We start from the raw sequence: 25,082 nt of genomic DNA on the forward strand, positions 1-25,082 counted from the left end.
TCCCGCCTGCAGGCGGGAGAGGGGAGCGTTCACTACCGGCGTTGGCCGTCTTCGATCTCCGTCCCCGCCGCCAGCTTCTTCCCGCGCGCCTCCAGCAGGAAATACCCAACGGTACCAATACCCAGCGGTATCAGGTAATACAACGCCCGGTACGCGATCAACGCCGCCAGCAGCAACCCATGCGGCACCTGTCCGCCCAGCATCGTCAGAAACACCGTCTCGACAACACCCAGCGCGCCCGGCACGCGGATCACCACACCCGCCAGCCCGGAGGCGAGGTATACGCCCAGCACCGTGTAATAGTCCGCATGCGCATGCAGAAAGGCATGCAGGATGCCAGCCACCGCCGCCCAGTTGCCCGCCGACACCAGGATCTGCAACAGCGCGAAGCGCGGTGACGGCACATAGATGTCATGGTCGCGCACAGTACGGTGCCGACCCTGCCACGCCGCACATGCCGCTACGTAGCCAGCCGGCGCGGCCAGCATCACTGCGCCAATCAGCCGCGTCGCCGCCGGCGGGATACCCCACTCGGGCGGCAGCACTACCAGCTGCCCGGCCAGGATGATGCCCGCCAGCAGCGCGTAGCCAAGCCAGTTGCTGCTGACCGCCACCGCAAACACGCTCCAGATCTGTGGCGGGCTCAGGCCCGCGCGCGAATACAGCCGGTAGCGCACGCCCGCGCCGCCGAGCGTCGCGCCCAGGTTCAGGCTCATCGTGTAGCTGACATAGGCGATCGCCATCACCCGACGCACCGGCAGCGGGTGGCCGGCGTAGCGGCACCCCAGCACGTCGAACTGGCTGTACAGCAAACCCGTCAGCACCGCGAAACCCGCGGCGGGCAACAGCGTGCGGCGGTCGAAGCCGCGCAGCGCGGCGAGGACCGCGTCCCAGTCGATGGTTCCCAGCTTGCGCGCGATCAGCGCAAGCACTGCCGCGATGAACAGGATGCCCAGCGCGCGCCGCCACATCGGCCAGCGCGCGTGGTGCCGGATTGCCGAAAGCGCCTGCGCGACCATCACCCGGACTCCCCGGATTCAGGGGGCAAGTGGTGCGGGCCGAAGCCGTCCACAGCGACGGCCACGCGCACGCGACGCCGCGCGGCGGCCAGCAAGGCGGCGTGCAATTTCTTTCCTGCCTCGCCGTCGAACAGGATAAAAGTTTCCACCAGCTCGCTCTGGCGCGCGTGCGCGATCGCCCCGGATGCGCGCGGAAAGTACGCTTCTCCGTTCTCCAGCAGGGGGGTGCTGTCGGGGGCGGGTGGCAACGGTGTCATGGCCCGAGAAGCGCCGCAAACACCATGCCAGCGCCGGTGTGTTGCCCGGGCCGCCTGGGCTGCTCAGCCAGAGCCGCGCCGTCGGCGGACCACCAGGGCCGTCAGCAGCACCCCGGCCAGCAGCCCCGCCGTGCCCGCGCCGGCCAGTGTCAGCGGCGCCATGCCGGGATTGGGCGGCGGGCCCGCCTGCTGTGCCAGCGCGTGCCAGTCGGCGGCCGTGATCTGCGTCATGGTGACGGCGTTATCCAGGCCGTACACGCAGACTTCGCCGCCGGGCAATTTGCAGAAGCGCTCGCGCGGGCATGCCTTGAGGATGTCCTGCGGCGCGCCCTCGCCGCAGCGGGCGCCGGCGCTGCGCAGGACCTGCAGCGTGACATCGGGATGCCGGGTCAGTTGTTCGGGCATGGCGGCCTCCGTGCAAGGATGGGCTTGGCGTCCTTCAGCGTAGTGCACCGCGCTGCCGGCATGCGGCCTATATGCGCTTCAGGCATATCGGCATGATTAAGAACTCGTTCGCCAGATGACTTGGCTTCCATACAATGGGCTCTCCGACAGACGACCAACGAACAACAGGGGAGCGTTTTGATGCGATACGGGAAATTCGGCCTCGCGGTAGCCGCGGCAGTGCTGGCGCTGGGCGTGGTGCAAGGCGCGGGCGCCGCCGATCCGGACAAGAAGGAAATCCGCTTCGGCGCCACCGCCGGCCCGTACGCCGACCAGATCCGCTACGGCGTGAAGCCGGTGCTGGAAAAGCGCGGCTACAAGGTCACCATCATCGAGTTCAGCGACTACGTGCAGCCCAACCTGGCGCTGGCCGACGGCGCCATCGATGCCAATGCCTTCCAGCACGTGGCTTACCTGAAGAAGTTCTCGGCAGACCGCAAGCTGCAGCTGACCGACATCATCCAGGTCCCGACCGCGCCGATCGGCATCTACAGCCACAAGCACAAGACGCTGGCGGAAGTGAAGCCGGGCAACACCGTCTCGCTGCCGAACGACCCGACCAACCTGGCGCGCGCCATCGCCATCCTGCAGCAGGTGGGCTGGGTCACGCTCAAGCCGGGCACCGACCCGGTCCGCGCCAGCGAGCGCGACATCGACACCAACCCGCACAAGCTCAAGCTGATCCAGCTGGAGGCCGCGCAGCTGCCGCGTTCGCTCGACGATGTCGACTACGCCTTCGTCAACGGCAACTTCGCGCTGGCCGCGGGGCTGAAGCTGACCACCGCGCTGGCGCTGGAAAAGATTCCCGACTACTACATGAACCTGGTGGCGGTGAAGACGGCCGACGTCAACAAGCCGTTCGTCAAGGACATCAAGGAAGCCTACCAGTCGGCCGAGTTCAAGGCGGTGACGCAGCAGCGCTTCGCGGGCTTCGTGCCGCCGCCGTACCAGCGCTGATCCGGCGCGGATCATCTGCGCAGGGGCTCCCGCACGGGAGCCCCTTTTTCGTTGGCCGTGCCTGGGCCCGCCCCGCCTTGTGCACGGCAAGACAATTGCCGCCGCCAATCCGCCGCAAATACCCTACACTCGACTACACATGCCGCGCGCGCCCACAAAGCACGCCCGGGATCACAACACGACACGCGCATCGAGAGACCTGCCATGTCCATGGTTGCGAGCTTCGAGATCGGCTATACGCGTTATCTCGCCCCGCCGGGCGAACCCCCTTCCCCCACTTCCCCGCCCCCGCCCTTTGCCAGCGACCCTGATGCGCTGCTGCCGCTGTACCAGGCCATGGTGCTGACGCGCCAGTTCGACCTGAAGGCGATCGCGCTGCAGCGCACCGGCAAGATCGGCACCTTTGCCTCGGCCCTCGGACAGGAAGCCATCGGCGTCGGCGTGGCCTTTGCGATGCGGCCCGAAGACGTGCTGGTGCCCTCGTACCGCGACCACGCGGCGCAGTTTGTGCGGGGCGTCACGATGACCGAGAGCCTGCTGTACTGGGGCGGCGACGAACGCGGCAGCGGTTTTGCGGCGGCGCCGCATGATTTTGCCAACTGCGTGCCGATCGGCACCCAGGTGTGCCATGCCGCCGGCGCGGCTTATGCCTTCCAGCTGCGCAACGAGCCAAGGGTGGCGGTGTGCCTGCTCGGCGACGGCGGCACCTCCAAGGGCGATTTCTATGAGGGCATGAACATGGCCGGCGCGTGGCGCGCGCCGATGGTGATCGTGGTCAACAACAACCAGTGGGCGATCTCGATGCCGCGCAGCGGCCAGACCGCGGCGCAGACGCTGGCGCAGAAGGCGATCGCGGCGGGCATACCCGGCGAGCAGATCGACGGCAACGACGTGGTCGCGGTACGGCACCGCGTGGGCGAGGCCATCGAGCGCGCGCGTTCGGGCGGCGGCCCCGCGCTGATCGAGGCCATCACCTACCGGCTGGGCGACCACACCACCGCGGACGATGCCTCGCGCTACCGCGACGAAGCCAGCGTCAAGGCGCACTGGCAGGAAGAGCCGCTGCTGCGCCTGCGCACGCATCTGCTGTCGCTGAACGCATGGGACGCGGCGCGCGAAGAGGCGCTGGTCAAGGACTGCTCGCAGCAGGTGGCGCAAGCCGTCGAAGCCTACCTGGCGCTGCCGCCGCCGGATCCCGCGGCGATGTTCGACTGCCTGTACGCCACCATGCCGCCGGCGCTGCAGGCGCAACTGGAGACCGCTCGGCGCTATCCCGCGCAGCACGGCTAGCGCTTTCATCCCCTTGGCCACCAACGACCAAAGCGAGCAAACCATGGCGGAAATCAACCTGGTCGAAGCAGTCAACCTGGCACTGGGCCATGCGCTGGAGAGCGATCCCGACGTGCTGCTGCTGGGCGAGGACATCGGCGTCAACGGCGGCGTGTTCCGCGCCACCGCGGGACTGCAGGCGCGCTTCGGCGCGGCGCGGGTCATGGATACGCCGCTGGCCGAAGGCGGCATCGTCGGCGCGGCGATCGGCATGGCGGCGATGGGACTCAGGCCCGTGGCCGAGATCCAGTTCACCGGCTTTATCTACCCGGCCATCGACCACATCATCAACCACGCCGCGCGCATGCGGCACCGCACGCGCGGGCGGCTGAGCTGCCCGCTGGTGGTGCGCTCGCCGTGCGGCGCGGGCATCCACGCGCCCGAGCATCATTCGGAAAGCCCGGAAGCGATATTCGCCCATATGCCGGGGCTGCGCGTGGTGGTGCCGTCGTCGCCGGCGCGCGCCTACGGGCTGCTGCTGGCCGCGATCGCCGATCCCGACCCGGTGATCTTCCTCGAGCCCACGCGGCTGTACCGGCTGTTTCGCCAGGAGGTCGCCGACGACGGCGCGGCGCTGCCGCTCGATACCTGCTTCACGCTGCGCGAAGGCAGCGACATCACGCTGGTGACGTGGGGCGCGATGGTGCAGGAGACGCTGACCGCCGCCGACGAACTGGCCGCAGAGGGCGTGAGCGCGACCGTGATCGACGTGGCCACGCTCAAGCCGCTCGACATGCAGACCATCCTCGAAGCGGTGGCGCGCACCGGGCGCTGCGTGATCGTGCACGAGGCGCCGCGCACCGCGGGCTTCGGCGCGGAGATTGCGGCGGAGCTGGCCGATGCCGGGCTGTATTCGCTGGCGGCGCCGGTGCAGCGCGTGGCCGGCTTCGACACCGTGGTGCCGCTGGCGCGGCTGGAATATACCTACCTGCCCAGCGCCGCGCGCATCGTCGACGCGGCACGCAAGGCCATGGCTGCCTGACTGACGCCAGGCAGCGCTGAGCGACCCACCAAGCCGAGGAAGCGCCGATGAGAGTCTTCAAGCTGCCCGACCTGGGCGAAGGCCTGCAAGAGGCCGAGATCGTGAGCTGGCATGTCAAGGTTGGCGATGCGGTCGCCGCGGACCAGCCGCTGCTGTCGGTGGAGACCGCCAAGGCCATCGTCGAGATCCCCTCGCCCTATGCGGGCACCATCGCCAGGTTGCATGCGCAGCCTGGGGATATCGTCCACCTGGGCGCGCCGCTGGTCGGCTTCGAGGGCGCGGGCGAGGACGCCGATGCCGGCACGGTGGTCGGGTCCGTGCAGGTCGGCGCGCGCGTGGCCAGCGAAGCGGCGCCGCCGGGCGCGGCCGCGCCTGCCGCCGGCATGGCCGCGCGGATCAAGGCCACGCCCGCGGTGCGCGCGCTGGCGCGGCGCCTCGGCGTCGACCTGGCGATAGCCACCGCGTCGGGGCCGGAGGGCACTGTCACCGCCGCAGACGTCGAACGCGTGGCCGCCACGCTGGCCGAACTGGGCACGCCCGAGGAACTGCGCGGCGTGCGCCGCGCGATGGCGCAGAACATGGCGCGCGCGCAGAATGAGGTCGCCGCGGCCACGGTGATGGACGATGCCGATATCCACGCCTGGCAGGCGGGCGCCGACGTCACCATCCGCCTGGTGCGCGCGCTGGTGGCCGGCTGCCGCGCGGAGCCGGGCCTGAACGCCTGGTACGAGGGCCAGACCGGGCGCCGCCATGTGCTGAAGAAGATCGACGTCGGCATTGCCGCCGACCTGCCCGAAGGGCTGTTCGTGCCGGTGCTGCGCGACGTGGGCAACCGCGACGCGGCCGACCTGCGCCACGGGCTCGACCGCATGCGCGCGGACATCCGGGCGCGCACCATCGCGCCGGAAGAGATGCGCGGCAATACCATCACGCTGTCCAACTTCGGCATGATCGCGGGGCGCTACGCGGCACCGATCGTGGTGCCGCCGACGGTGGCGATCCTTGGGGCGGGACGGGTGCGGGACGAGGTGGTCGCGGCCGGCGGTGTGCCGGCGGTGCATCGGGTGATGCCGCTCAGCCTGACGTTTGATCACCGGGTGGTGACGGGGGGCGAGGCGGCGCGGTTTCTGGCGGCGGTGATTGCGGACCTGGAGATGCCGGCTTAGCGGATCGCCAGCGAGAGCGCCTGCAAACCCTGCTGCCCGTTGCGAACGCTCCCCTCTCCCGCGAAGTGGGAGAGGGGTGGGGGAGAGGGCCGGAGTGTCAACGAAGTCCCGCCGGGTCAGCATAGCCACCGCCTGCCCTCTCCCCCGGCCCCTCTCCCGCACGCGGGAGAGGGGAGCAAGCCCTCGGCAATTGTCAGGCATTCGCGCTGTATATAATGCGAGCGATCCAGCCGGACCGCCCGACACACCCCTCATGGAAACCAAAACCGCCCGCCTCACCATCCTGATCGACCCGGTCAAGAAGAAGGCCTTCGAAACCCTGTGCGCCGCGCAGGACCTGACGCCGTCGCAGGTGGTGCGCCAGCTGATCCGCGATTACCTGGCCCAGCACGGCGTGGAGTACGCCACCAAGGCACGGCCCGCCGGCAGCGGTCGGCAAAAGAAGTAGATCAGTGCGAGGCGCCGGTGTCCTCGCGGTCCTGCTCCGTAGCGCCCTCTCCCGCCAGCACGCCGCAGCGCCGCACCGCCTGCGCCAGCGCATCCGCGTAGTTTTCCTGCCCCAGCGCCGCCAGCACCCCGGCCCGCTCCAGCTTTTGCCGCACGCGCGCATTGGCCTCGGCCAGCACCACTGCCACGCCGCGCCGGCGCAGCGTGCGGATCACGGCTTCCAGCGTCTGCAAGCCGGTCATGTCGATGAACGGCACCCGGCCCAGGCGGATCAGCAGCACGCGCGGCTCGGTATGGGTGTGCACCAGCGCCTGCTCGCAGGCCTCGACCGCGCCGAAGAAGAACGGGCCGTCAATGGCGTAGACCAGCACACCCGGCGGCATCCGCTCCCCCAGGGATTCGGCCGCACCCGGTTCGACGCTTAGCTCGCGCTCGATACCCGTCGCGTCCTGGCGCGTCACTTCCACCGAAGCCGACATGCGCCGCAGGAACTGCAGCATGGCCAGGATCACGCCGACATTGACCGCGACCACCAGGTCGGTCAGCACGGTCAGCGTAAAGGTGATCAGCAGGATCGCCACGTCGGCGCGCGGCGCGCGGCGCACCATGCGCGCAAACTGGCGCGCCTCGCTCATGTTCCAAGCCACCACGAACAGGATCGCGGCCAGCGTCGCCAGCGGCACGCTCGCCGCCAGCGGTGCCAGGAACAGCAGCACCAGCACCAGCGTCAGCGCATGGGTGATGCCGGCCAGCGGGCTGTTGCCGCCGTTGCGGATATTGGTGGCGGTGCGGGCGATGGCGCCGGTGGCGGCAAACCCGCCGAACAGCGGCGCCAGGATATTGGCGACGCCCTGCCCCACCAGCTCCTGGTTGGAATCGTGCCGGGTGCCGGCCATGCCGTCGGCCACCACCGCGGACAGCAGCGATTCGATCGCGCCCAGCATGGCGATGGTGAAGGCCGGTCCGGCCAGCTCGATCATGCGCGCCAGCGAGATCTCCGGCAGCGACGGTGCCGGCAACCCGCGCGGCAGCCCGCCGAAGGCGCTGCCGATGGTGGCCACGCCGTCGAAGCGGAACAGCGCCTGCACCGCGGTGGCCACCACCAGCGCCACCAGCGGACCGGGAATGCGGTGCAGCCAGCGGATGCGCGGCGCGCCCAGCACCAGCAGCAGGCTCCCCAGCGCCAGCGCGGTGGTGGCCGCATGCCACTGCGGCAGCGCCTGCAGCAGGTGCCACAGCTTTTCATGGAAGTGGGTGCCGGCTACCGGCGGCAGCCCGAAGAAGTCGCGCCATTGCCCCACGAAGATGATCACGCCGATGCCGGCGGTAAAGCCCACGATCACGGGGGCGGGAATGTAGCGGATCACGCCGCCCAGCCGCGCCAGGCCCAGCGCCAGCAGGATCAGCCCGGCCATCAGCGTGGCAAGCTGCAGCCCGCCGATGCCGTAGCGCGCGGTGATGGCGGACAGCACCACGATGAACGCGCCGGTGGGCCCGGCGATCTGCAGGCGGCTGCCGCCGAACATCGACACCGCCAGCCCGGCGACGATGGCCGTGTACAGCCCTTGCTCCGGCTTCGCGCCGGAGGCGATCGCGAACGCCATCGCCAGCGGCAGCGCCACCACCCCGACGATCACGCCCGACACCAGGTTGGGCAGCCAGTTGGCGCGGCGGAACAGCCCGGCCTGCCATGCTTCGCGCAGCGCGATCATGCGGAGATTCCTTGCAATGGGTCAACGTTGGTGGGAGGGAGCGGGTGCATGAAATGATAACAACATGCTAATGAACGTGACATGCGGTGCTGCCACGTGCAGCTAGTGCCGCTAGTGCCGCTGCTTGCCGCTTGCGCCGGCCGCGCGACATCGCCTCGGCAAGGGCAGGCGCAAAGGCGCCGTGCCACGGCGTTGCAAAGCCTGCACGCGACCTGTCGCTATCACCGGCCAATTCCTATACTGGAGTGGCTCGTCCGGACGGTCCGGGCGGAACGGCCCGGCGGACACGGCTATTCACTGCAATCGGAGGCCATCATGTTCAAGCACCTCCTTGTCCCCACCGACGGCTCCGCACGCGCCGAAGCGACGGTGGCCCGCGCCATGACCTTCGCCAGCCGCATCGGCGCCCGCGCGACGGGCCTGCATGTGATTCCCGAGTACCACGTATTGACGTACCGGCTGACCAGCCAGCAGGACAGCAGGGACTCGTTCGCGGCCGAGGCCGCGCGCCATGCCGATACCTTCCTGGCCGCGGTCACGCGTGCTGCCAGCCAGGCCGGCGTGCCGTGCGACACCGTCACCGCCACCGACGACCACCCGTGGCAGGCCATCATCCAGTGCGCCGAGCAGCGCGGCTGCGACCTGATCGTGATGTCTTCGCACGGGCGGCGCGGGTTGCAGGCGTTGCTGATCGGCAGTGAAACGCAAAAAGTCCTGACGCACAGCACGATCCCGGTGCTGGTCCTGCGCTAGGCGGCAGCCAATCGCACGCGGGGCCGGCACGCCGGCACCGCGCCTTTTCCAACCCCATGCCAACTGCAAGGAGCGCAACCATGGCGATTCGACTGGGCGAACAAGCCCCGGACTTCACCGCGGACACCACGGAAGGCAAGCTCAGCTTCCATGAATGGATCGGCGACAACTGGGCGATCCTGTTCTCGCACCCCAAGGACTTCACGCCGGTATGCACCACCGAACTGGGTTACATGGCGCGGCTGAAGCCCGAATTCGACAAGCGCAACACCAAGATCATCGGCCTGAGCATCGATCCCGTCAGCGACCACCAGCGCTGGGCCAGGGACATCGAGGAAACCCAGGGCGCCGCCGTCAACTATCCGATGATCGGCGACGCCGACCTGACCGTGGCCAAGCTCTACGACATGATCCACCCCGAAGCCAGCGGCGCCGGGCCGCGCACGGCCGTGGACAACGCCACCATCCGCTCGGTGTTCATCATCGGCCCGGACAAGAAGGTCAAGGCGATGCTGGTGTATCCGATGAGCGCGGGACGCAATTTCGATGAAGTGCTACGCCTGCTGGATTCGCTGCAGCTCAACGCCAAGCACACCGTGGCCACGCCGGTGAACTGGAAGCCGGGCGAGGACGTCATCATCCCGACATCGGTCTCGGACGAAGATGCGAAGAAGAAATACCCGCAAGGGTTCAAGACGCTGAAGCCCTATCTGCGCACGGTGGAGCAACCGAAGTAACGGCGCCGGGCAGGACCGGGCAAGGCCAGACAGGGGAGAGAGCGAGCAAGGGAGCGCGGCAGGGCGTGGAGGTCACGCAGGACCGCCGGCAGGCGTCCCGGGCAGTTCGGCCGGGACGCCTGACTTGTCCACAGGATCTATCCACAGCTTCGGTGGATATCCCCCCTCTTGACAACCGTCAAGGGCGCGCCGGCCTTGGCTCGTACTGGAGTGCCCGCTTTATAGGCAAACCGTAAACGTACGGGAATGCTTGCAGCCTGAAGGATTTTGTGCCTTGTGCTGCCTAAGGCCACGCCGGTTGTGGTCTCAGGCACCGAACTCAGGCACCGAACTCAGGTACCGAAATCAGCGCCCGCTCAGCGCGTCAGCACCTGGCGGATGGTATCGGCCAGTTCCCTGGCGACGAACTTCGCCACGTAGGCATCCGCCCCCACCTTGCGCACATGCTCTTCGCTGGCCTCACCCGATAGTGACGAGTGAATCACCACCGGCAGCTGCTTCAGGCGGCTGTCGGCCTTGATCTTGCGCGTCAGCGTAAAGCCATCCATTTCGGGCATTTCCAGGTCGGTCAGCACCAGCGCCACCTCGTCCTGCACCGACTTGCCGTGGCTGGCCGCCTCGGCGGCGATGCGGTCGAGCAGTTCCCACGCTTCCTTGCCCGACTTGGTCATCAGCACCGGCGCGCCGAGCGCCTTCAGGCCCTGCTCGATCAGGCCGCGTGCCAGCGCGGAGTCGTCGGCGGCGATCACCTTGAGGCCCGGGCGCAGGGTCAGCTGCGGGCCGACCGAGCCCGGCTCGACGTCCGGCTGCCGCGCCGGCAGCACATCGCGCAGGATCTGCTCCACGTCCAGCACCTGCACCAGGCGCGCCTGGTCGGTGCCGGCATCCAGCTTGGCGATGCTGGTCACGTGGCCGGTGCGCACGCTGGCCTCGGCCGAGTGCACCTGGTTCCACTCCAGGCGCACGATTTCCTCCACCGCCTCGACCGCGAAGCCTTGCGTCGAGCGCGCGTACTCGGTCACCAGCAGGATGCCAAGCCCGTTGCGCGGCTTGCACCCCACCAGTCTGGGGAGGTCGATCACGGGAATCACCTGGCCGCGGATATCGGACATGCCCAGGATCGACGGGTCGGCCCCGACCACGGTCGTCACCGGCGGCATCACCAGGATCTCGCGCACCTTGAACACATTGATGCCGAACAACTCGGACTGCCCGCTGTGCTCGGCATCGCCCAGCCGGAACAGCAGCAGCTCGAACTGGTTGTTGTTGGTGAGGTTAGTCCGTTCGTCGATGTCCCTCATGGAACTGCTCATGCGTCGCTCCCGTGCCGTGCGTTGATGGTCTGTAGCCGCCGTGTGTGCCGCTGTGCGGTCATTACCCTGCCGCCGCGGCGGCTGGCGGACGGCAGGAGTCATGACTGGATATCGGCGCGGGAACTGGAGAGTTGAGGCAGGCGGGCACGGGCGGCATGTTCGGATTTCATCGTTGGATATCCGGATTGCTTCGTTCCTTGGCGGCGGCGGCGTCCATATAGTTCTTGCCAACTTGTCATAACAAGATGGACCGATCCGATGACGAACCGGACCCAGCCCCGCCTCGCCCCAGCGGCGGCGGGTGCGGCTGCTCGGCGCTGACCTGGCCACCCACGACATCGCGGGGCACGCCGATCGACTACGAATTCCTCTACTTCCGCGGCGACGCCTTCCAGTACCGGCCGCGTGCCGAGCGCCACAAGGCGCAGCCGCCTGATACGCCTGATACGCCTGATACGCCTGATACGCCTGATACGCCTGATACGCCTGATACGCCGGCCACGCCAGCCTCGCCAGCAGCAGCCACGCCCGCACCCGCAAACCTGCCAGCAAGGGAAATCCCAACGCATGAACACCCTGACACACGAATACGACATCGTCGTCGTCGGCGGCGGCACCGCCGGCCCGATGGCCGCGATCAAGGCCAAGGAGCGCAACCCGGCGCTGCGCGTGCTGCTGCTCGACAAGGCGCACGTCAAGCGCAGCGGCGCGATCTCGATGGGCATGGACGGCCTGAACAACGCCGTCATCCCCGGCCACGCCACGCCCGAGCAATACACCCGCGAGATCACCGTCGCCAACGACGGCATCGTCGACCAGTCCACGGTCTATGCCTATGCGCGCCACAGCTTTGCCACCATCGAGCAGCTCGACCGCTGGGGCGTGCGCTTCGAGAAGGACGAGACCGGCGACTACGCGGTGAAGAAGGTCCACCACATGGGTTCGTACGTGCTGCCGATGCCGGAGGGCCACAACGTCAAGAAGGTGCTGTACCGCCAGCTCAAGCGCGCGCGCGTGGAGATCACCAACCGCATCGTCGCCACGCGCGTGCTGACCGATGCCGGCGGCGCCGCGTGCGGCGTGATGGGCTTCGACTGCCGCACCGCCGACTTCCACGTGGTGCGCGCACGCGCCGTGATCCTGTGCTGCGGCGCCGCCGGCCGCCTGGGCCTGCCCGCCTCCGGCTACCTGATGGGCACCTACGAGAACCCGACCAATGCCGGCGACGGCTATGCCATGGCGTATCACGCCGGCGCGGCGCTGGCCAACCTGGAATGCTTCCAGATCAACCCGCTGATCAAGGACTACAACGGCCCGGCCTGCGCCTACGTGACCGGGCCGCTGGGCGGCTATACCGCCAATGGCAAGGGCGAGCGCTTTATCGAATGCGACTACTGGAGCGGCCAGATGATGTGGGAGTTCTACCAGGAGCGGCAGGGCGGCAACGGCCCCGTGTTCCTGAAGCTCGACCACCTGGCCGAAGAGACCATCCAGACCATCGAGACCATCCTGCACACCAACGAACGCCCCAGCCGCGGGCAGTTCCACGCCGGGCGCGGCACGGACTATCGCCGGCAGATGGTGGAGATGCATATCTCGGAGATCGGCTTCTGCAGCGGGCACAGCGCCTCGGGCGTGCATGTCAACGAGCGCGCCGAGACCACCGTGCCCGGCCTCTATGCCGCCGGCGACATGGCCGCGGTGCCGCACAATTACATGCTGGGCGCGTTCACCTATGGCTGGTTCGCGGGGCACAACGCGGCCGACTACGTCGCCGGCCGCGCCCTGCCTGAAGCGGATGCGGCGCAGGTCGACGCCGAGCGCGCGCGCATCTTCGCGCCGCTGGCGCGCGAGCACGGCCTGCCGCCGGCGCAGGTGGAATACAAGCTGCGGCGCATGGTCAACGACTACCTGCAGCCGCCCAAGGTCACGCGCAAGATGGAAATCGGCCTGCAGCGCTTCGACGCCATCGCCGAAGACATCGGCCAGATCCGCGCCGCCAATCCGCACGAGCTGATGCGCGCGGTCGAGGTCATGGCGATCCGCGACTGCGCCGAGATGGCGGCGCGCGCCTCGCTGTTCCGCACCGAGAGCCGCTGGGGGCTGTACCACCACCGCGTCGACTACCCGCAGCGCAACGACGCCGAATGGTTCTGCCATACGCACCTGAGCAAGGACGCCTCGGGCCGCATGGTCAGCCACAAGCGCGCGATCGAGCCTTATGTGGTGCCGGTGGAAGGCGATGACGCCACCGCTTACCAGCGGCTGCGCGTCAGCCGCGCCGCTGCCACCACCGCTGCCACCGAACCCACCCTGGCAGCCGCCTGAAGCCCGCAACGAGGAAACCGAGCCATGGCCTACACCCCGCATGAGATCGCCCAGCGCAGCAGCGCGCCGGTCACCATCGATGAAGACAAGTGCATTGCCGACAAGGGCTGCACGGTGTGCGTCGATGTCTGCCCGATGGACCTGCTGGCCATCGACGTGAGCAAGGGCAAGGCCTACATGCAGTTCGACGAGTGCTGGTACTGCATGCCTTGCGAGAAGGATTGCCCCACCGGCGCGGTACGGGTCGAAATTCCGTACCTGCTGCGCTGAACCACTGCATCGCCTTACAAGAAATCGATCACAGGAACGCCCCATGAAGACGTCTTACAGCATCCGCCTGCTGCTCGCCGTGGCCGCGGCAAGCCTGGCCGGCACCGCCGGCGCCGAGACCATCCGCATCGCCATCGGCACGCAGGACACCACCATCAACTGCGCCACCGGCGGCCTGCTGATCCGCGAGCTGAAGCTGCTCGACAAATACCTGCCGCGCACCGGCAAGTACAAGGACGTCACCTACGACGTGCAGTGGAAGAACTTCACCTCGGGCCCGCCGCTGACCAACGAGATGGTGGCCGACAAGCTCGATATCGGCGCCATGGCGGACTTTCCCGGCTCGCTCAACGCTGCGGCATTCCAGAAGGCCGGCAAGAAAAGCCTGTTTATCGCGCCGCTGTCGGGCAATGCCATCGGCACCGGCAACGGTATCGTGGTGCCGGCCGATTCGCCGATCCAGTCGCTGGCGGAACTCAAGGGCAAGACCATCTCGGTGCCGTTCGGCTCCACCGCGCACGGCATGCTGCTGCGCGCGATCAAGCGCCAGGGCTGGGATCCGGACAACGACGTGACGCTGGTGTCGCAGTCGCCTGAGGTGGGCGGCTCGGCGCTGCAGGCGCACAAGGTCGACGGGCATGCCAATTTCGTGCCGTTCCCCGAGCTGTTCACCTTCCGCGGCTTTGCCCGCAAGATCTATGACGGCTCCCAGGCCGAGGCGCCGACCTTCCACGGCGCGCTGGTCAACGCGGCCTATGCGCAGAAGTATCCGGAGATCGTGGTCGCCTACCTGCGCGCCGCGATCGAGGCCGACCGCCTGATGGCCGCCGAGCCGGAGAAGCACAGCGAGCTGATCGCGAAGGTGACCGGCATCGACGCCGAGGTGGACTACCTGTTCCACGGCCCGCTCGGCCTGCAGAACCTCGACTACACGTGGAAGCCGGAATACCGGCAGGCCCTGCAGACCTCGATCGAGACGCTGAAGCTGCTCAAGCGCACCGATGCCGACCTGAACGCCGACGGCGTGATCGACGACCGCTATATCCGCGAGGCGTTCAGGCTGGAAGGCCTCGACTACGACGCGCGGCTGAAGTCCTACGACAAACAGCCGCTGGCGGCCAGGGATGCCGCCACCGGCAAACCCATCGCCGATCCCAAGCTGGCCGCGCAATTGTGGCTGCAGGGCGAGCCCACGGTGCGCAACTATGCCTCGCCGGCAGCGGCCTTCGCCGCGCTGCGGCAGGCCGGCAGGGAAGGCAGGAAGGCGCGCGTGCTGTACGTGCATGACCGCAACACCGGCCTGAAGCTGCTCGCCGACAAGGTGTGGTACGTGCAGGACGGCAAGGGGCAGGTCAGTGCCTTCCTGCTCAAGGGCTCGGCCGACAGCTATGCGAAGGACCACGGCGGCAGCGTGCGCAACTATGCCGCAGTCAGCGGCGCCGCCGTGGCGGTTGCCGGCAATCCCTGAAGCGGAGCGCGCCCATGACCTCGATCACCCTTGATGTTGGGGCGCCGCGCCTGGCGCCCACCGCGGCGAGGCAGTCCCGCGCGCGGATGGCGCGCTGGCTGGTGCGGATTGCCGCGCTGGCGGGCTGCATCGTGCTATGGCAGCTGGCTTCGGCGCACAAGGCGCACCTTGGCATCGTTACCTTTGCCAACGTGCCGGCGCCCACTGACGTCGTGCCCGCCGCGTGGCAGCTGCTGCAGTCGCCCAAGCTGGTGCTGCATCTTGGCAACAGCCTGGCGCGCGTGTTTGCCGGCTTTGGCGCGGCGGCGCTGGCCGGCATCGTGCTGGGCATGCTGATCGGCCGCTCGCGCTGGCTGGAAGACCTGTTGCTGCCACCGCTGGAAGTCTTGCGGCCGATCCCGGGCGTGGCGTGGATTCCGCTGGCGATTCTGATGTTCCCCTCGTCGGAACTGAGCATGATCTTCATCACCTTTATCGGCGCACTGTTCCCGATCCTGCTCAACACCATCCACGGCGTCGAGCGTACCGATCCGCGGCTGGTCGCCACCGCGCGCAGCCTCGGCGCGCGGCGCTGGGCCGTGTTCCCCGAGGTGCTGCTGCCGGCCGCGCTGCCGAGCATCGTCACCGGGCTGGCGATCGGCATGGGTACGTCGTGGTTCTGCCTGGTCACCGCGGAGATGATCGCCGGCCAGTACGGCATCGGCTACTACACGTGGGAAGCCTACAACCTGCAGAACTACGCCGATATCGTCGTCGGCATGCTGCTGATCGGCGCCTTCGGCATGGGCAGCAGCGCGCTGATCAAGCGCGCCGGCGCGTGGCTGATGCCGTGGGCGCGCTTGCAGGAGGCGCGCGCATGAGCACCACCCGCCCCACCATCGACGCGGGCCGGCTGCAGGTGCGCGCTGTCGACGTCGCACTGGGCAAGGGCGATGCCGCCTTCACCGCCGTGCACCAGTTTTCCCTCGACATCCCCGCCGGGCAGTTCGTCTGCATCCTCGGCCCGTCGGGCTGCGGCAAGTCGACCCTGCTGGGCGCCATCGCGGGGCACCTGCCGGTTGCGGCGGGCGAGATCCTGCTCGATGGCGCGCCGGTGCGTGGCCCCGCGCCGGAGCGCGGGCTGGTGTTTCAGCAGCATTCGCTGTTCCCGTGGAAGCGCGTGCTGGACAACGTCAGCTTCGGCCTGAAGATGCAAGGCATGCCCGCCGCCGAGCGCCGGCGCGAGGCGCAGGCGCTGCTGGACCTGGTCGGGCTGGGCAGCTTCGCGCGGCGCTACCCCGCGCAGCTGTCCGGCGGCATGCAGCAGCGCGTGGAGATCGCACGCGTGCTGATCAACCGGCCGCGCGTGCTGCTGATGGACGAACCGTTCGGCGCGCTCGACGCGCAGACCCGCGCCCATATGCAGTCATTGCTGCTCGACGTCTGGGCGCAGATGCGCACCACCGTGGTCTTCGTCACCCATGATATCGACGAGGCGCTGTTCCTGGCCGACCGCGTGCTGGTGATGTCGCCGCGTCCTGGCCGGATCCTCGACGATATCAATATCCGCTTCGACCGGCCCCGCCACGGCGACCTGCTGACCGACGACGCCTTTGTGCGGCTCAAGCGCCATTGCCGCGCGCTGCTGCATCACAACCACGAAGGTATGCGCCGCGCCGCCGGCGCCATCGCCTGACCGCCCCATTGCCTGACCGCCCCATCGCCTGACCGCCCCATTGCCATCGATCGCTTCCATGCCCGACGATTTCCTGTTTGCCCTGGACCCAGCCATCGGCGCCCTCGCCGCGCGCCTGTCCGACCCCGATGCCGCCGTGCGCCGCGTGGCGGTGCTGCAACTCGCCGACCTTGAAGACGAAGCCGGCGTGCCGCTGCTGCTGCAGCGGCTGCAATCCGACCCCGCCGCAGCCGTGCGCGCCGAAGCCGCGCGCACGCTGGCCAGCTGGGAGGCGGACGCGGTCGTGCGCGCGCTCGCCGCCGCGCTGGCCGATGCCGACCGCGAGGTGGCGGAAGCCGCGGCGCTGGCGCTGGCGGAACTGAAGGATTCCGGCTCCGGCGCGGCCGTGCTGCCCTGGGTGGCGCATGAAGATCCCTTTGTCCGCGCCTCAGCCTGGCGCGCTCTGCGCGAATTGCGCTACGCGCCGGGCTTCGATGCCGCGATGGCAGCGCTGGCCGACGCCGCCGCACCGGTGCGGCGCGAAGCGGTGACCGTGCTGGGCTGGCTCAGGCGCAGCGAAGCGCTGCCCGCGCTGGCACAAGTCGCCGCCAGCGATGCCGACACCGAAGTCCGGCGTGCCGCGGCAGGGGCGCTCGGGCTGGCTGCCGACGCGTCGGCGCGCGATGCGCTGCTTGCCGCGCTCGGCGACAGCGCGTGGCAGGTGCGCGAGGAAGCCGCGCAGACACTGGGCAAGCTGAAATTCGCCGAAGCCGTGCGCCCGCTGATCGGGGCGCTGGAAGACGCCTACTGGCAGGTCCGGCTGCAGGCTGCGCGCGCACTGGGCAAGCTCGGCGACCGGCAGGCGCTGGCGCCCCTCACCATGCAGCTGGCCCATGCGATCAGCAACCTGCGCAAGGAAGCCGCGCTGTCGCTGGCGCAGATCGGGCAACCGCATGGTGTGGCATGAGCATGCTGGTGCCTACGCGGTTGGAACTGGCCTGGGTTGAAGGGACGCTGCGCATCCACTGGCCGGATGGGCGCTGCCAGTCGCTAGAGCACTCGCGCCTGCGTGCAGCGTGCCGTTGTGCTGCATGCCGAAGCAAGCCTGGGGGAGAAACGCAGGCAGCAACTGCGCGCGTCGTCGGCGTGGAGGATATGGGCTATGGCATCCAGATCGTGTTCGACGACGGGCACGATCGCGGGATCTATCCGTGGGCTTACTTGCAGACGCTATAGACCAGCGGCTGCCTGGACGAAGGCACCACGGCTGGTGAACGCTCCCCCCCCCGCAAGCGGGAGAGGAGAGCAAACCGTCTATCCTCCCGCCAGCGCCTGCAGGATATGCACCTCATCCGTCTCCCGCAGCGGCGCATCCAGCCGCATCAACTGCGTCCGGTTAACGAAGACGCGGATATACGGCCTCAACTTCCCCTGCTCATCGACAATGCGGAACCGCATCCCCGGAAACTGCCGGTCGAGGTCGTCCAGCAGCGCGCCGATGTTCGCGCCGTGGGCTTCCACATACTCGCGCTGGCCGGTATAGGAAAACAGCGGCGTGGCAATGCGTACCTGCATGGCTGCCCTCCGACTCAGGCCGGCCGCGCCACGCTGACAGCGTAGACCTGCGGCAGGTGGCTGGCGATGCAGCGCCAGTGCTCGCCTTCGTCGGCACTGGCCCAGATCTCGCCGCCGGTGGTGCCGAAGTACACGCCCACCGGCCCATGGCTGTCGGTGGCCATGGCCTGCCGCTTGACCGTGAACCAGCCCTGTTCGGGCGGCAGGCCGCGATCCTGGCGCTGCCAGGTCTCGCCGGCGTCGCGGGTGACATAGGCCGCGGGATGGCCGCCGGGACTGACGCGCGGCCAGACATCGCTGCCGTCCATCGGGAACACCCACACCGTGCGCGCATCGCGCGGATGCGCGACGATCGGGAAGCCGATGTCGCCCACCTCGGCGGGCATCGCTTCGCCGATGCGCTTCCATACGCCTTCACGCCGGTCCATGCGATAGATGCCGCAATGGTTCTGCTGGTACAGGATGTCGGGGTTGGCGGGGTGCTGCAGCACGCAATGCGGATCCTGCCCGTATTCCGGATTGGGGTCGGGCAGGAAGTTGGCCAGGCTGCCGCGGTTCAGCGGCTGCCAGTTGGCGCCCGCGTCGGTGCTCTCGAACACGCCGCCGCTGGACATGCCGATGTAGAGATGACGCTTGTCGCGCGGATCAACCAGCACGGAATGCATCTTGGGCCCGTCGGGGGTGCCGTCCTGCTCGCCGCCGGTCCAGTTGCGCCACATCGGGTTGTCGTTGAAGCCCGACACGGGCTCCCACGAGGCGCCGTGGTCAGTGCTGCGGAACAGCCCCTGCGGCGAGGTGCCGGCGTACCAGGCGCCGGGTTCGCTGGCATGGCCGGGGGTGAGCCAGAACACATGGTCGACCACGCGGCCGGTCTCGCCTTCAGGCACCTTGTCGAAGGCGGGCGGGCGCGTGGCCTCGGTCCAGTTGCGGCCGCGGTCGGCGGAGCGGAACACCGTCGGGCCAAGGTGGCCGGTACGCGCCGCCATCAGCATCCGCGACGGCTCGCGGGGATCTTGCACGATGTGGTGGATGGTGTGGCCAAGGAAGGTGGGACCTGCCACCTGCCAGTGACTGCGGCCGGCGTCGCTGGTCAAGGTCCAGGCACCCTTGGTGGTGGCGACCAGCAGCATGATCGGGCCGGTTTCGGGGGACGTCGTCATCATGGCTCCTGCGGGAAGGCCGTTGAGCGATGCATCCGAGTCTAGTACATGTAGACAGTGTTCACAATTGAGATTTGGTGCCGAGGCCGTTAGGGAGATCGCGACCCGCCTGCGCCCAGCACGCGGGTAGGCAGCAGATAAAAGCGGATATCGACAAGTTGGCTGGACATATCCACAGAAATATGGCATAAGCAGGGTTCGCCCTATTTCCGACGCCCCACGCCCAATGTCTCGCATCGTCCGCTTCGCCGCATCGAACCGCCCGGCCCTGCCGGCGGCGGCGTTTGTCGTGACCGCGCGGCAACCGGGCTACGCCATTGACCACGCCGCCCAAGGCGCGGTCCGCAGCGCCGTGCTTTTCCTGGCCGTGCGGGCAGCTCGGGACACTACCCTCCAGCAGACCTGAGCTTCCCCGCACGGCACATGACGCGGATTGCCATCCGGCATCCGCTTGATCATGCAGCCAGGAGAAAGCCAGTCATGCCCCAACTCTACCGCCAGACCCTTCTTGCCATGGTGGCGCTTGCCGCCCTTTACCTGCTCCTCGAAGCCTGAGGCGCGGCCATGGTCCCGTTTCCTGCCCTGGGCCTGACATCGGCCCTGACGCGTCCGCTGGCATTGCGCATCGACGTGGAACTCGCCTCGGGCGAGATCGAGCGCGAACTGGGCGCGCTCCACGACCGCATCCACCGGCCCGGCGACCGCCTGCACGACATGCCGGCGCTGCCGACAGGCACACCGGCGCTGCGGCTGCGCTACCGCGAAGCCGATGGCGAGTACTACGTGTATGTGGAAGACGTGATGCAGCGGCGCCTGGCCGGCTATACCGTGTTCAACCGCCTGATCGAGGTAGGCCGGCGCGCCGACCCATGGGTGCGCGCGCCGCATACGAAGTTTGCGCCCGCTTACCAGCGTCGCGGCCTGGCCAGGGCGCTGTACCGCTGGGCGCTGGACGGCGGGCTGTGCCTGCTGAGCGGCGCCCGCCAGTCGGCCGGGGCGCATGCGCTATGGCAAGTCCTTGGCGCGGATTACGACGGCGGCTATGTCGACCTGCGCCAGAAGACGCTGACATGGCTGGGCGAGATGGTAAGCCCCCAAGAGCGCGAAGGCCTGCACACGCGCCGGCTGCTGCTGGGTCGCGGCTGCACCCTGCAGGCATTCATGGCGCGTACCGGCATGTACTGAGCACGGGCGCGCCACGCAAGCGGCTTCAGAGGTGGATCAGGGGCGCTGCCGCGCGGGCGTTGTCGAGGTAGAGCGTCCAGCCGCGGGCGAAGTATTCGCGAACACGGGCCGCCAGCGAGCGGCCACTGCCCATGCGGGCATGGCAGTCGAGCGCGCGCGCCGGCTCGGCGGCAGCACGGAGATTGGGCCTGGCCTGGGGATTGGCCTGCGATCTGGCTTGGGCGGGTTGACGATAAAGCGTGTCGGCGAGCACTTGCATGGCAATGGTTCCTTTTCCGGATCGGAGGAATGTTAAGTGCCTCATAATGCATATCCAACCGGATTTCGGCCAGTCGTGCGAGGCAGCTAAGGGTTATCCCTAGTATAGCGAAGTACCATGCGAGGCCTCCGGGTCAGCCCCTATAGGCCGTATATGAGGTACGTGATAATGCCCGGAGGCTCAAAGCGCCACCTGGTGCTGGCCCCGCCCTTGAAGATAACCATCCCGCACATTTGGTATTCCCCACCACGCATGCCGCGCATTCCGCTGCGGTTATGACGAGTCCCTCGCACTCACCTAGCCTTCAGCCTTGCCCAGATCACGCCCGCACAAGAAGGCAACGACAAGCCGGCACACCGATAACAGCGGGTTGGCCAGGACACCAGGCCTCCAGCCCAAAACAGCCAGAACCACGTGAGACAAGCCTGACGACGCGCCGTACGACGGACGTTGCAGCGCCCTGCAAGGAGACAGTTCATCATGATCGAGCAGCCCTATCCGTCGTCAGCGACGGAAACCGATGCGGCACGCCCCAACGTCCCCGAGGTCCGGAACCGGCTCGACGCCTATTTCGAGATCACCGCGCGCGGCAGCACCCAGCGCAAGGAAGTGGTGGCGGGCATCACCACCTTCATGGCAATGGTCTATGCGGTCTTCGTCGTGCCCGGCATGCTGGGCAAGGCCGGCTTCGACACCAGCGCGGTCTTTGTCGCGGTGTGCCTGACCACCGCCTTCGGCTCGCTGCTGATGGGCCTGTGGGCCAAGCTGCCGATCGCGATCGGCTGCGCCATTTCGCTGACCGCGTTCATGGCCTTCGGCCTGGTGCTGGGCCAGGGCCTGTCCCCGGCGGTCGCGCTCGGTGCGGTGTTCCTGATGGGCCTGATCTTCACCGCGATCTCGGTGACCGGGGTGCGCTCCTGGATCCTGCGCAACCTGCCGGCAGGCGTGGCGCATGGCACGGGCATCGGCATCGGCCTGTTCCTGCTGCTGATCGCCTCCAATGAAGTCGGCCTGGTGGTCAAGAACACCCACCCCGGCCTGCCGGTGGCGCTGGGCAAGATCACCGCGTTCCCGGTGGTGATGTCGGTGCTTGGCCTGGCCGCGATCTTCGGCCTGGAGCGGCGCAAGGTGCCGGGCGGCATCCTGCTGGTGATCATCGCAATATCGGCGCTGGGCCTGGCCTTCGATCCGGCGGTGAAGTTCACCGGCGTGTTTGCGCTGCCGTCGCTGAGCGCACCGGGCCACACCTCGCTGATCGGCGCCATGGACCTGCGCGGCGCGCTGTCCGCGGCGGTGCTGCCGAGCGTGCTGGCGCTGGTGATGACCGCCGTGTTCGACGCCACCGGCACCATCCGCGCCGTGGCCGGACAGGCCGGGCAGCTCAACGCCGCCGGCCATATCCACAACGGCGGGCGCGCGCTGACGGCGGACTCGGTCAGCTCGATCTTCTCCGGCTTCTTTGGAGGCGCACCGGCCGCGGCCTATATCGAATCGACCGTCGGCGTGGCCGCAGGCGCCAGGACCGGCCTGACCGCCGTGGTGGTGGGCCTGCTGTTCGTGGCGGTGATGTTCTTCTCGCCGCTGGCGGCACTGGTGCCGTCGTACGCCACCGCGCCGGCGCTGATGTACGTGGGCCTGCTGATGCTGTCCAGCGTCAGCCGCCTGCATATGGACGACCTGGTCGACGCCATGGCCGGCCTGGTCTGCGCGGTGTTTATCGTGCTGACCTGCAATATCGTCACCGGCATCATGCTGGGCTTCTGCACCCTGGTGGTGGGCCGCGTCATCGCCGGCGAATGGCGCAAGCTCAATGTCGGCACCGTCGCCATCGCGGTGGTACTGGCTGCGTTCTATGCCGGCGGCTGGGCGATCTGATCCTGCCTGACACATCCCGCATCCCGGGCAACCGGCCCGGGACGTCCACGACAAGTTGTCTCCTCCACCGCGATCCAGGTGGATTTCAAGCCCGGGCTTCCTGCTTTCCCGGGCTGTTTTTTTGGTGCACGAATTACTGCGCCCCCTGCATTGCCGCCGTATCCATGTACACCAGCTCCCAGACATGGCCATCGAGGTCCTGGAAGCCATGCCCGTACATAAATCCCAGGTCCATCGGCGGCTTGTAGGTATTGCCGCCCGCGGTCACTGCGGCATTCACCATTTCATCGACGCGCGCACGGCTTTCCATCGACAGGCAAACCAGCACTTCGGTGAATTTGCGCGCATCGCAGATGTCATTCGGCGAAAAGCTGCGGAACTTGGCTTCGGTCAGCAGCATCACGAAAATGTTCTCGCCAACGATCATGCAGGTGGCGGTGTCGTCGGTAAATTGCGGATTGAAGGCAAAGCCAAGGCTCGTGAAAAACGCGATCGACTCTTGCAGGTCGCGTACTGGCAAATTGACAAAGATCTGCTGGTTCATGACATCTCCGGAAAAGGTTGCGCAATGCAGAGAACCAGTCTAGGTGCAAAAACCCGCAGCTCCAGTGTTTTTCCTTTGGTGGAAATTGGAGCGGCGGCATTGCCATTTGCCTCAGTACGGACACCGCAATGGCGCGCCCCCGCAATCAATCCGTGCAATCCCCGGCATTTTTTGTAAAATTTTTATGTCAACCGACGCCCGAAGTTCTAGTACCATGCATCGGCCTAATTGCAGAAAGGGGAAATAAATGGCGACATACAAGCAACTCCTGGCTGAGAAAGAAGCGCTGGAAGCCAAGCTGAATGAAGTGCGCGCGACGGAAGTCGCCGGCGTGATCGACAAAATCCGCGAATTGATGACCGAATATGGCCTGACCGCGGAAGACATCATGCCGCGGCGCAAACGCGGCCGCCCCGCAGGTTCCGCCGACAAGAAGGCGGCGGCTTCGGGCTCGGCGCTGCCGCCCAAGTACATGGATCCCAAGACCGGCAAGACCTGGTCCGGCCGCGGGCGCGCCCCGGCATGGCTGGGCAAGCGCCCCGAGCGCTTCCTGATCGAGCAGTAATCCCGCCTGCCGGGCAGGCGGGGGCCTGCCCGGCGCGCTATCGTTGCGGCGCCGCCCAGGGCGCCGTCACAGCGCCTGGCACACATACTCCTTGCGCAGCGCGCGGAAGCCCTTCTGCGTCGGTTCCGCCGTCAGGCGCGCGCCGCCACCTTCCACCGGCTGCATCCGCAATACCTGCGCCGAGCACTGGCTCGCGGCCTCGTCACGCTGATACCGGATTTCATAGAGCCCCCCCGGCGCGGGCACGAACGACACCCCGGCCGCGCAGCGCTGCTCCGGCAACGGCGGCTCGGCAACGGACGTCACGGCCACGTAGATGCGCCGGCCTGCCTCGACCAGCCGTTCGCGCGTGCGTGCCGGCGGCTCTGGTGAGCGCCCCGGCAGGCCCAGTTCGCGATCCCGGCCCATTGCCGACAACTGCTTGCCCGTGCCGGCCAGGATCAGCGGCCGTGCCGGCACCGGGCACCTGGCCGGGTCGACCACCGCGAAAGACGTGATTTCCTCGGTATTGGTCAGCAGCCGCACGCTGGCCGTGGGGGCGCCCGACGGCACCCGGTACTGCGCCACGCAGCCGCATAGCGCCACGGTGGCGGCCAACGTGGCGAGGCATGTCAGGCAGGAGGGCACTGCGGACGACCGGTCATGACGCATGGCGGCAGGCAGTTTGGCATTGCGGTTATGCCAGTCGAGGCGGCTGGCAGCTGGGAAGCGGCAACTTCCGCGAAGATAGGCCAGGAATCATGCGCGATATCGGCATGGATGGCATCCGGCGCCGACACCCTCGCGGCTTGCGCAGTGTTGCCCTGCTCCCAAAACAGTGCAGCATACCGGTTTCCGGCAGATTGCGGCAGCCGCACAAACCCATGTTGAAAACCCTGGCGTGATATCCACAGAATCTGTGGATATCCTGCCTTCCTCCTCCCCGGAAGCCTTGGTCTGTGCGGCAACGCACCGGACCGCACAAATTTTAGGCAACGCGTTGCACCGACCCGCGCATCGATCCGCGCATCGATCCTTGTTAGTCCCGGCGATGCCCTCCCCCGGCGCTGCGCGCCCCGCCCCTGGCCAGCCCGCTGGTTGCGC

At 67.9% G+C, this 25,082-nt stretch carries 27 protein-coding genes and 1 pseudogene; 18 read left to right on the top strand and 10 right to left on the bottom strand.

What is annotated here, in order from left to right:
- Positions 1 to 32 precede the first annotated feature (32 nt).
- From JTE92_RS10680 to JTE92_RS10690, 3 genes are all read right to left on the bottom strand, one after another.
- Positions 33 to 1,019 (bottom strand): lysylphosphatidylglycerol synthase domain-containing protein, encoded by a 987-nt coding sequence (locus JTE92_RS10680; RefSeq protein WP_063237338.1) that lies wholly within the window; start codon positions 1,017 to 1,019, stop codon positions 33 to 35.
- The gene (locus JTE92_RS10685) at positions 1,019 to 1,276 is read right to left on the bottom strand and encodes a hypothetical protein (RefSeq protein WP_063237339.1); all 258 of its coding nucleotides are present in this window, start codon (positions 1,274 to 1,276) and stop codon (positions 1,019 to 1,021) included. Before JTE92_RS10685 ends, JTE92_RS10680 begins: the two co-directional genes overlap by 1 nt.
- 63 nt (positions 1,277 to 1,339) lie before the next feature.
- Positions 1,340 to 1,681: a hypothetical protein gene (locus tag JTE92_RS10690; RefSeq protein WP_063237340.1), complete on the bottom strand. Its 342-nt coding sequence runs from the start codon at positions 1,679 to 1,681 to the stop codon at positions 1,340 to 1,342.
- A gap of 180 nt (positions 1,682 to 1,861) precedes the next feature.
- Here JTE92_RS10690 and JTE92_RS10695 point away from each other — a divergent pair, with 180 nt between their 5' ends.
- The 5 genes from JTE92_RS10695 to JTE92_RS10715 all read left to right on the top strand — a co-directional run bounded on the left by JTE92_RS10695 (position 1,862) and on the right by JTE92_RS10715 (position 6,602).
- On the top strand, positions 1,862 to 2,677 hold the full coding sequence (locus JTE92_RS10695) for a MetQ/NlpA family ABC transporter substrate-binding protein (protein ID WP_063237341.1): 816 nt from the start codon (positions 1,862 to 1,864) through the stop codon (positions 2,675 to 2,677).
- A gap of 204 nt (positions 2,678 to 2,881) precedes the next feature.
- Positions 2,882 to 3,967: a pyruvate dehydrogenase (acetyl-transferring) E1 component subunit alpha gene (gene pdhA / locus JTE92_RS10700; protein WP_063237342.1), complete on the top strand. Its 1,086-nt coding sequence runs from the start codon at positions 2,882 to 2,884 to the stop codon at positions 3,965 to 3,967.
- 43 nt (positions 3,968 to 4,010) lie between these two features.
- Complete coding sequence (locus JTE92_RS10705; RefSeq protein WP_063237356.1) at positions 4,011 to 4,988, top strand: alpha-ketoacid dehydrogenase subunit beta; 978 nt, start codon at positions 4,011 to 4,013, stop codon at positions 4,986 to 4,988.
- 47 nt (positions 4,989 to 5,035) lie between these two features.
- On the top strand, positions 5,036 to 6,154 hold the full coding sequence (locus JTE92_RS10710; protein ID WP_063237343.1) for a dihydrolipoamide acetyltransferase family protein: 1,119 nt from the start codon (positions 5,036 to 5,038) through the stop codon (positions 6,152 to 6,154).
- A 253-nt stretch (positions 6,155 to 6,407) separates the two neighbouring features.
- Positions 6,408 to 6,602: a ribbon-helix-helix protein gene (locus JTE92_RS10715; RefSeq protein ID WP_063237357.1), complete on the top strand. Its 195-nt coding sequence runs from the start codon at positions 6,408 to 6,410 to the stop codon at positions 6,600 to 6,602.
- Position 6,603: 1 nt separating this feature from the next.
- Here the strand turns inward: JTE92_RS10715 and JTE92_RS10720 are convergent, their stop codons facing one another.
- Positions 6,604 to 8,313, bottom strand: a complete 1,710-nt coding sequence (locus JTE92_RS10720) for a SulP family inorganic anion transporter (RefSeq protein WP_063237358.1) — start codon at positions 8,311 to 8,313, stop codon at positions 6,604 to 6,606.
- A 315-nt stretch (positions 8,314 to 8,628) separates the two neighbouring features.
- Between JTE92_RS10720 and JTE92_RS10725 the strand changes: the two genes are divergently transcribed.
- Positions 8,629 to 9,066 (top strand): universal stress protein, encoded by a 438-nt coding sequence (locus JTE92_RS10725; RefSeq protein ID WP_063237359.1) that lies wholly within the window; start codon positions 8,629 to 8,631, stop codon positions 9,064 to 9,066.
- Positions 9,067 to 9,146: 80 nt separating this feature from the next.
- Complete coding sequence (locus JTE92_RS10730) at positions 9,147 to 9,803, top strand: peroxiredoxin (protein WP_063237360.1); 657 nt, start codon at positions 9,147 to 9,149, stop codon at positions 9,801 to 9,803.
- Positions 9,804 to 10,159: 356 nt separating this feature from the next.
- Here the strand turns inward: JTE92_RS10730 and JTE92_RS10735 are convergent, their stop codons facing one another.
- Positions 10,160 to 11,116: a chemotaxis protein gene (locus tag JTE92_RS10735; protein ID WP_063237361.1), complete on the bottom strand. Its 957-nt coding sequence runs from the start codon at positions 11,114 to 11,116 to the stop codon at positions 10,160 to 10,162.
- 344 nt (positions 11,117 to 11,460) lie between these two features.
- Here JTE92_RS10735 and JTE92_RS30780 point away from each other — a divergent pair.
- The 8 genes and pseudogenes from JTE92_RS30780 to JTE92_RS10770 all read left to right on the top strand — a co-directional run.
- Positions 11,461 to 11,687, top strand: a pseudogene (locus JTE92_RS30780) (hypothetical protein); the annotation flags it as partial.
- A complete protein-coding gene (locus tag JTE92_RS10740) occupies positions 11,684 to 13,444 on the top strand; it encodes a fumarate reductase/succinate dehydrogenase flavoprotein subunit (RefSeq protein ID WP_063237362.1) in 1,761 nt (586 codons plus the stop codon). The pseudogene JTE92_RS30780 and the gene JTE92_RS10740, both read left to right, overlap by 4 nt.
- A gap of 24 nt (positions 13,445 to 13,468) precedes the next feature.
- A complete protein-coding gene (locus JTE92_RS10745) occupies positions 13,469 to 13,714 on the top strand; it encodes a 4Fe-4S dicluster domain-containing protein (RefSeq protein WP_063237363.1) in 246 nt (81 codons plus the stop codon).
- A 43-nt stretch (positions 13,715 to 13,757) separates the two neighbouring features.
- Complete coding sequence (locus JTE92_RS10750) at positions 13,758 to 15,182, top strand: ABC transporter substrate-binding protein (protein ID WP_063237364.1); 1,425 nt, start codon at positions 13,758 to 13,760, stop codon at positions 15,180 to 15,182.
- 14 nt (positions 15,183 to 15,196) lie between these two features.
- Complete coding sequence (locus JTE92_RS10755) at positions 15,197 to 16,042, top strand: ABC transporter permease (protein ID WP_063237365.1); 846 nt, start codon at positions 15,197 to 15,199, stop codon at positions 16,040 to 16,042.
- Positions 16,039 to 16,857, top strand: coding sequence for an ABC transporter ATP-binding protein (locus tag JTE92_RS10760; RefSeq protein ID WP_063237366.1), 819 nt, complete (start codon positions 16,039 to 16,041; stop codon positions 16,855 to 16,857). The genes JTE92_RS10755 and JTE92_RS10760 overlap by 4 nt, the downstream gene beginning before the upstream one ends.
- A gap of 58 nt (positions 16,858 to 16,915) precedes the next feature.
- A complete protein-coding gene (locus JTE92_RS10765) occupies positions 16,916 to 17,803 on the top strand; it encodes a HEAT repeat domain-containing protein (protein WP_116386902.1) in 888 nt (295 codons plus the stop codon).
- Positions 17,800 to 18,072, top strand: a complete 273-nt coding sequence (locus tag JTE92_RS10770; protein ID WP_232353413.1) for a gamma-butyrobetaine hydroxylase-like domain-containing protein — start codon at positions 17,800 to 17,802, stop codon at positions 18,070 to 18,072. The genes JTE92_RS10765 and JTE92_RS10770 overlap by 4 nt, the downstream gene beginning before the upstream one ends.
- 78 nt (positions 18,073 to 18,150) lie before the next feature.
- On the opposite strand, the gene JTE92_RS10775 is transcribed toward JTE92_RS10770, so the two are convergent.
- Both JTE92_RS10775 and JTE92_RS10780 read right to left on the bottom strand, forming a co-directional pair.
- A complete protein-coding gene (locus JTE92_RS10775) occupies positions 18,151 to 18,411 on the bottom strand; it encodes a MoaD/ThiS family protein (protein WP_063237368.1) in 261 nt (86 codons plus the stop codon).
- A 14-nt stretch (positions 18,412 to 18,425) separates the two neighbouring features.
- Positions 18,426 to 19,571: a beta propeller repeat protein gene (locus JTE92_RS10780; RefSeq protein ID WP_063237369.1), complete on the bottom strand. Its 1,146-nt coding sequence runs from the start codon at positions 19,569 to 19,571 to the stop codon at positions 18,426 to 18,428.
- A gap of 564 nt (positions 19,572 to 20,135) precedes the next feature.
- Between JTE92_RS10780 and JTE92_RS10785 the strand changes: the two genes are divergently transcribed.
- Positions 20,136 to 20,756 (top strand): hypothetical protein, encoded by a 621-nt coding sequence (locus JTE92_RS10785; protein ID WP_063237371.1) that lies wholly within the window; start codon positions 20,136 to 20,138, stop codon positions 20,754 to 20,756.
- Between the two features lie 25 nt (positions 20,757 to 20,781).
- Here JTE92_RS10785 and JTE92_RS10790 read toward each other — a convergent pair whose 3' ends face one another.
- Positions 20,782 to 21,015, bottom strand: a complete 234-nt coding sequence (locus JTE92_RS10790; RefSeq protein WP_063237372.1) for a hypothetical protein — start codon at positions 21,013 to 21,015, stop codon at positions 20,782 to 20,784.
- 480 nt (positions 21,016 to 21,495) lie between these two features.
- On the opposite strand from JTE92_RS10790, the gene JTE92_RS10795 reads away from it, so the two are divergent.
- Positions 21,496 to 22,890 carry an NCS2 family permease gene (locus tag JTE92_RS10795; RefSeq protein WP_063237373.1) on the top strand — a complete coding sequence of 465 codons (1,395 nt, stop codon included), beginning with the start codon at positions 21,496 to 21,498 and terminating at the stop codon, positions 22,888 to 22,890.
- Between the two features lie 133 nt (positions 22,891 to 23,023).
- Here the strand turns inward: JTE92_RS10795 and JTE92_RS10800 are convergent, their stop codons facing one another.
- Positions 23,024 to 23,434, bottom strand: coding sequence for a VOC family protein (locus JTE92_RS10800; protein ID WP_063237374.1), 411 nt, complete (start codon positions 23,432 to 23,434; stop codon positions 23,024 to 23,026).
- A gap of 247 nt (positions 23,435 to 23,681) precedes the next feature.
- On the opposite strand from JTE92_RS10800, the gene JTE92_RS10805 reads away from it, so the two are divergent.
- Positions 23,682 to 23,999: an H-NS histone family protein gene (locus tag JTE92_RS10805; RefSeq protein ID WP_063237375.1), complete on the top strand. Its 318-nt coding sequence runs from the start codon at positions 23,682 to 23,684 to the stop codon at positions 23,997 to 23,999.
- 66 nt (positions 24,000 to 24,065) lie between these two features.
- On the opposite strand, the gene JTE92_RS10810 is transcribed toward JTE92_RS10805, so the two are convergent.
- Positions 24,066 to 24,650, bottom strand: coding sequence for a hypothetical protein (locus tag JTE92_RS10810; RefSeq protein WP_063237376.1), 585 nt, complete (start codon positions 24,648 to 24,650; stop codon positions 24,066 to 24,068).
- Positions 24,651 to 25,082 lie beyond the last annotated feature (432 nt).

The sequence above is a fragment of the Cupriavidus oxalaticus genome (assembly GCF_016894385.1).
Classification (GTDB): Bacteria; Pseudomonadota; Gammaproteobacteria; order Burkholderiales; family Burkholderiaceae; genus Cupriavidus; species Cupriavidus oxalaticus.

What these genes read in the sequence shown, in the direction of transcription:
- JTE92_RS10680 (WP_063237338.1), bottom strand. Translation starts at nt 1,019, where the DNA reads ATGGTCGCGCAGGCGCTTTCGGCAATCCGGCACCACGCGCGCTGGCCG.
- JTE92_RS10685 (WP_063237339.1), bottom strand. Translation starts at nt 1,276, where the DNA reads ATGACACCGTTGCCACCCGCCCCCGACAGCACCCCCCTGCTGGAGAAC.
- JTE92_RS10690 (WP_063237340.1), bottom strand. Translation starts at nt 1,681, where the DNA reads ATGCCCGAACAACTGACCCGGCATCCCGATGTCACGCTGCAGGTCCTG.
- JTE92_RS10695 (WP_063237341.1), top strand. Translation starts at nt 1,862, where the DNA reads ATGCGATACGGGAAATTCGGCCTCGCGGTAGCCGCGGCAGTGCTGGCG.
- pdhA (WP_063237342.1), top strand. Translation starts at nt 2,882, where the DNA reads ATGTCCATGGTTGCGAGCTTCGAGATCGGCTATACGCGTTATCTCGCC.
- JTE92_RS10705 (WP_063237356.1), top strand. Translation starts at nt 4,011, where the DNA reads ATGGCGGAAATCAACCTGGTCGAAGCAGTCAACCTGGCACTGGGCCAT.
- JTE92_RS10710 (WP_063237343.1), top strand. Translation starts at nt 5,036, where the DNA reads ATGAGAGTCTTCAAGCTGCCCGACCTGGGCGAAGGCCTGCAAGAGGCC.
- JTE92_RS10715 (WP_063237357.1), top strand. Translation starts at nt 6,408, where the DNA reads ATGGAAACCAAAACCGCCCGCCTCACCATCCTGATCGACCCGGTCAAG.
- JTE92_RS10720 (WP_063237358.1), bottom strand. Translation starts at nt 8,313, where the DNA reads ATGATCGCGCTGCGCGAAGCATGGCAGGCCGGGCTGTTCCGCCGCGCC.
- JTE92_RS10725 (WP_063237359.1), top strand. Translation starts at nt 8,629, where the DNA reads ATGTTCAAGCACCTCCTTGTCCCCACCGACGGCTCCGCACGCGCCGAA.
- JTE92_RS10730 (WP_063237360.1), top strand. Translation starts at nt 9,147, where the DNA reads ATGGCGATTCGACTGGGCGAACAAGCCCCGGACTTCACCGCGGACACC.
- JTE92_RS10735 (WP_063237361.1), bottom strand. Translation starts at nt 11,116, where the DNA reads ATGAGCAGTTCCATGAGGGACATCGACGAACGGACTAACCTCACCAAC.
- JTE92_RS10740 (WP_063237362.1), top strand. Translation starts at nt 11,684, where the DNA reads ATGAACACCCTGACACACGAATACGACATCGTCGTCGTCGGCGGCGGC.
- JTE92_RS10745 (WP_063237363.1), top strand. Translation starts at nt 13,469, where the DNA reads ATGGCCTACACCCCGCATGAGATCGCCCAGCGCAGCAGCGCGCCGGTC.
- JTE92_RS10750 (WP_063237364.1), top strand. Translation starts at nt 13,758, where the DNA reads ATGAAGACGTCTTACAGCATCCGCCTGCTGCTCGCCGTGGCCGCGGCA.
- JTE92_RS10755 (WP_063237365.1), top strand. Translation starts at nt 15,197, where the DNA reads ATGACCTCGATCACCCTTGATGTTGGGGCGCCGCGCCTGGCGCCCACC.
- JTE92_RS10760 (WP_063237366.1), top strand. Translation starts at nt 16,039, where the DNA reads ATGAGCACCACCCGCCCCACCATCGACGCGGGCCGGCTGCAGGTGCGC.
- JTE92_RS10765 (WP_116386902.1), top strand. Translation starts at nt 16,916, where the DNA reads ATGCCCGACGATTTCCTGTTTGCCCTGGACCCAGCCATCGGCGCCCTC.
- JTE92_RS10770 (WP_232353413.1), top strand. Translation starts at nt 17,800, where the DNA reads ATGAGCATGCTGGTGCCTACGCGGTTGGAACTGGCCTGGGTTGAAGGG.
- JTE92_RS10775 (WP_063237368.1), bottom strand. Translation starts at nt 18,411, where the DNA reads ATGCAGGTACGCATTGCCACGCCGCTGTTTTCCTATACCGGCCAGCGC.
- JTE92_RS10780 (WP_063237369.1), bottom strand. Translation starts at nt 19,571, where the DNA reads ATGACGACGTCCCCCGAAACCGGCCCGATCATGCTGCTGGTCGCCACC.
- JTE92_RS10785 (WP_063237371.1), top strand. Translation starts at nt 20,136, where the DNA reads ATGGTCCCGTTTCCTGCCCTGGGCCTGACATCGGCCCTGACGCGTCCG.
- JTE92_RS10790 (WP_063237372.1), bottom strand. Translation starts at nt 21,015, where the DNA reads ATGCAAGTGCTCGCCGACACGCTTTATCGTCAACCCGCCCAAGCCAGA.
- JTE92_RS10795 (WP_063237373.1), top strand. Translation starts at nt 21,496, where the DNA reads ATGATCGAGCAGCCCTATCCGTCGTCAGCGACGGAAACCGATGCGGCA.
- JTE92_RS10800 (WP_063237374.1), bottom strand. Translation starts at nt 23,434, where the DNA reads ATGAACCAGCAGATCTTTGTCAATTTGCCAGTACGCGACCTGCAAGAG.
- JTE92_RS10805 (WP_063237375.1), top strand. Translation starts at nt 23,682, where the DNA reads ATGGCGACATACAAGCAACTCCTGGCTGAGAAAGAAGCGCTGGAAGCC.
- JTE92_RS10810 (WP_063237376.1), bottom strand. Translation starts at nt 24,650, where the DNA reads ATGCGTCATGACCGGTCGTCCGCAGTGCCCTCCTGCCTGACATGCCTC.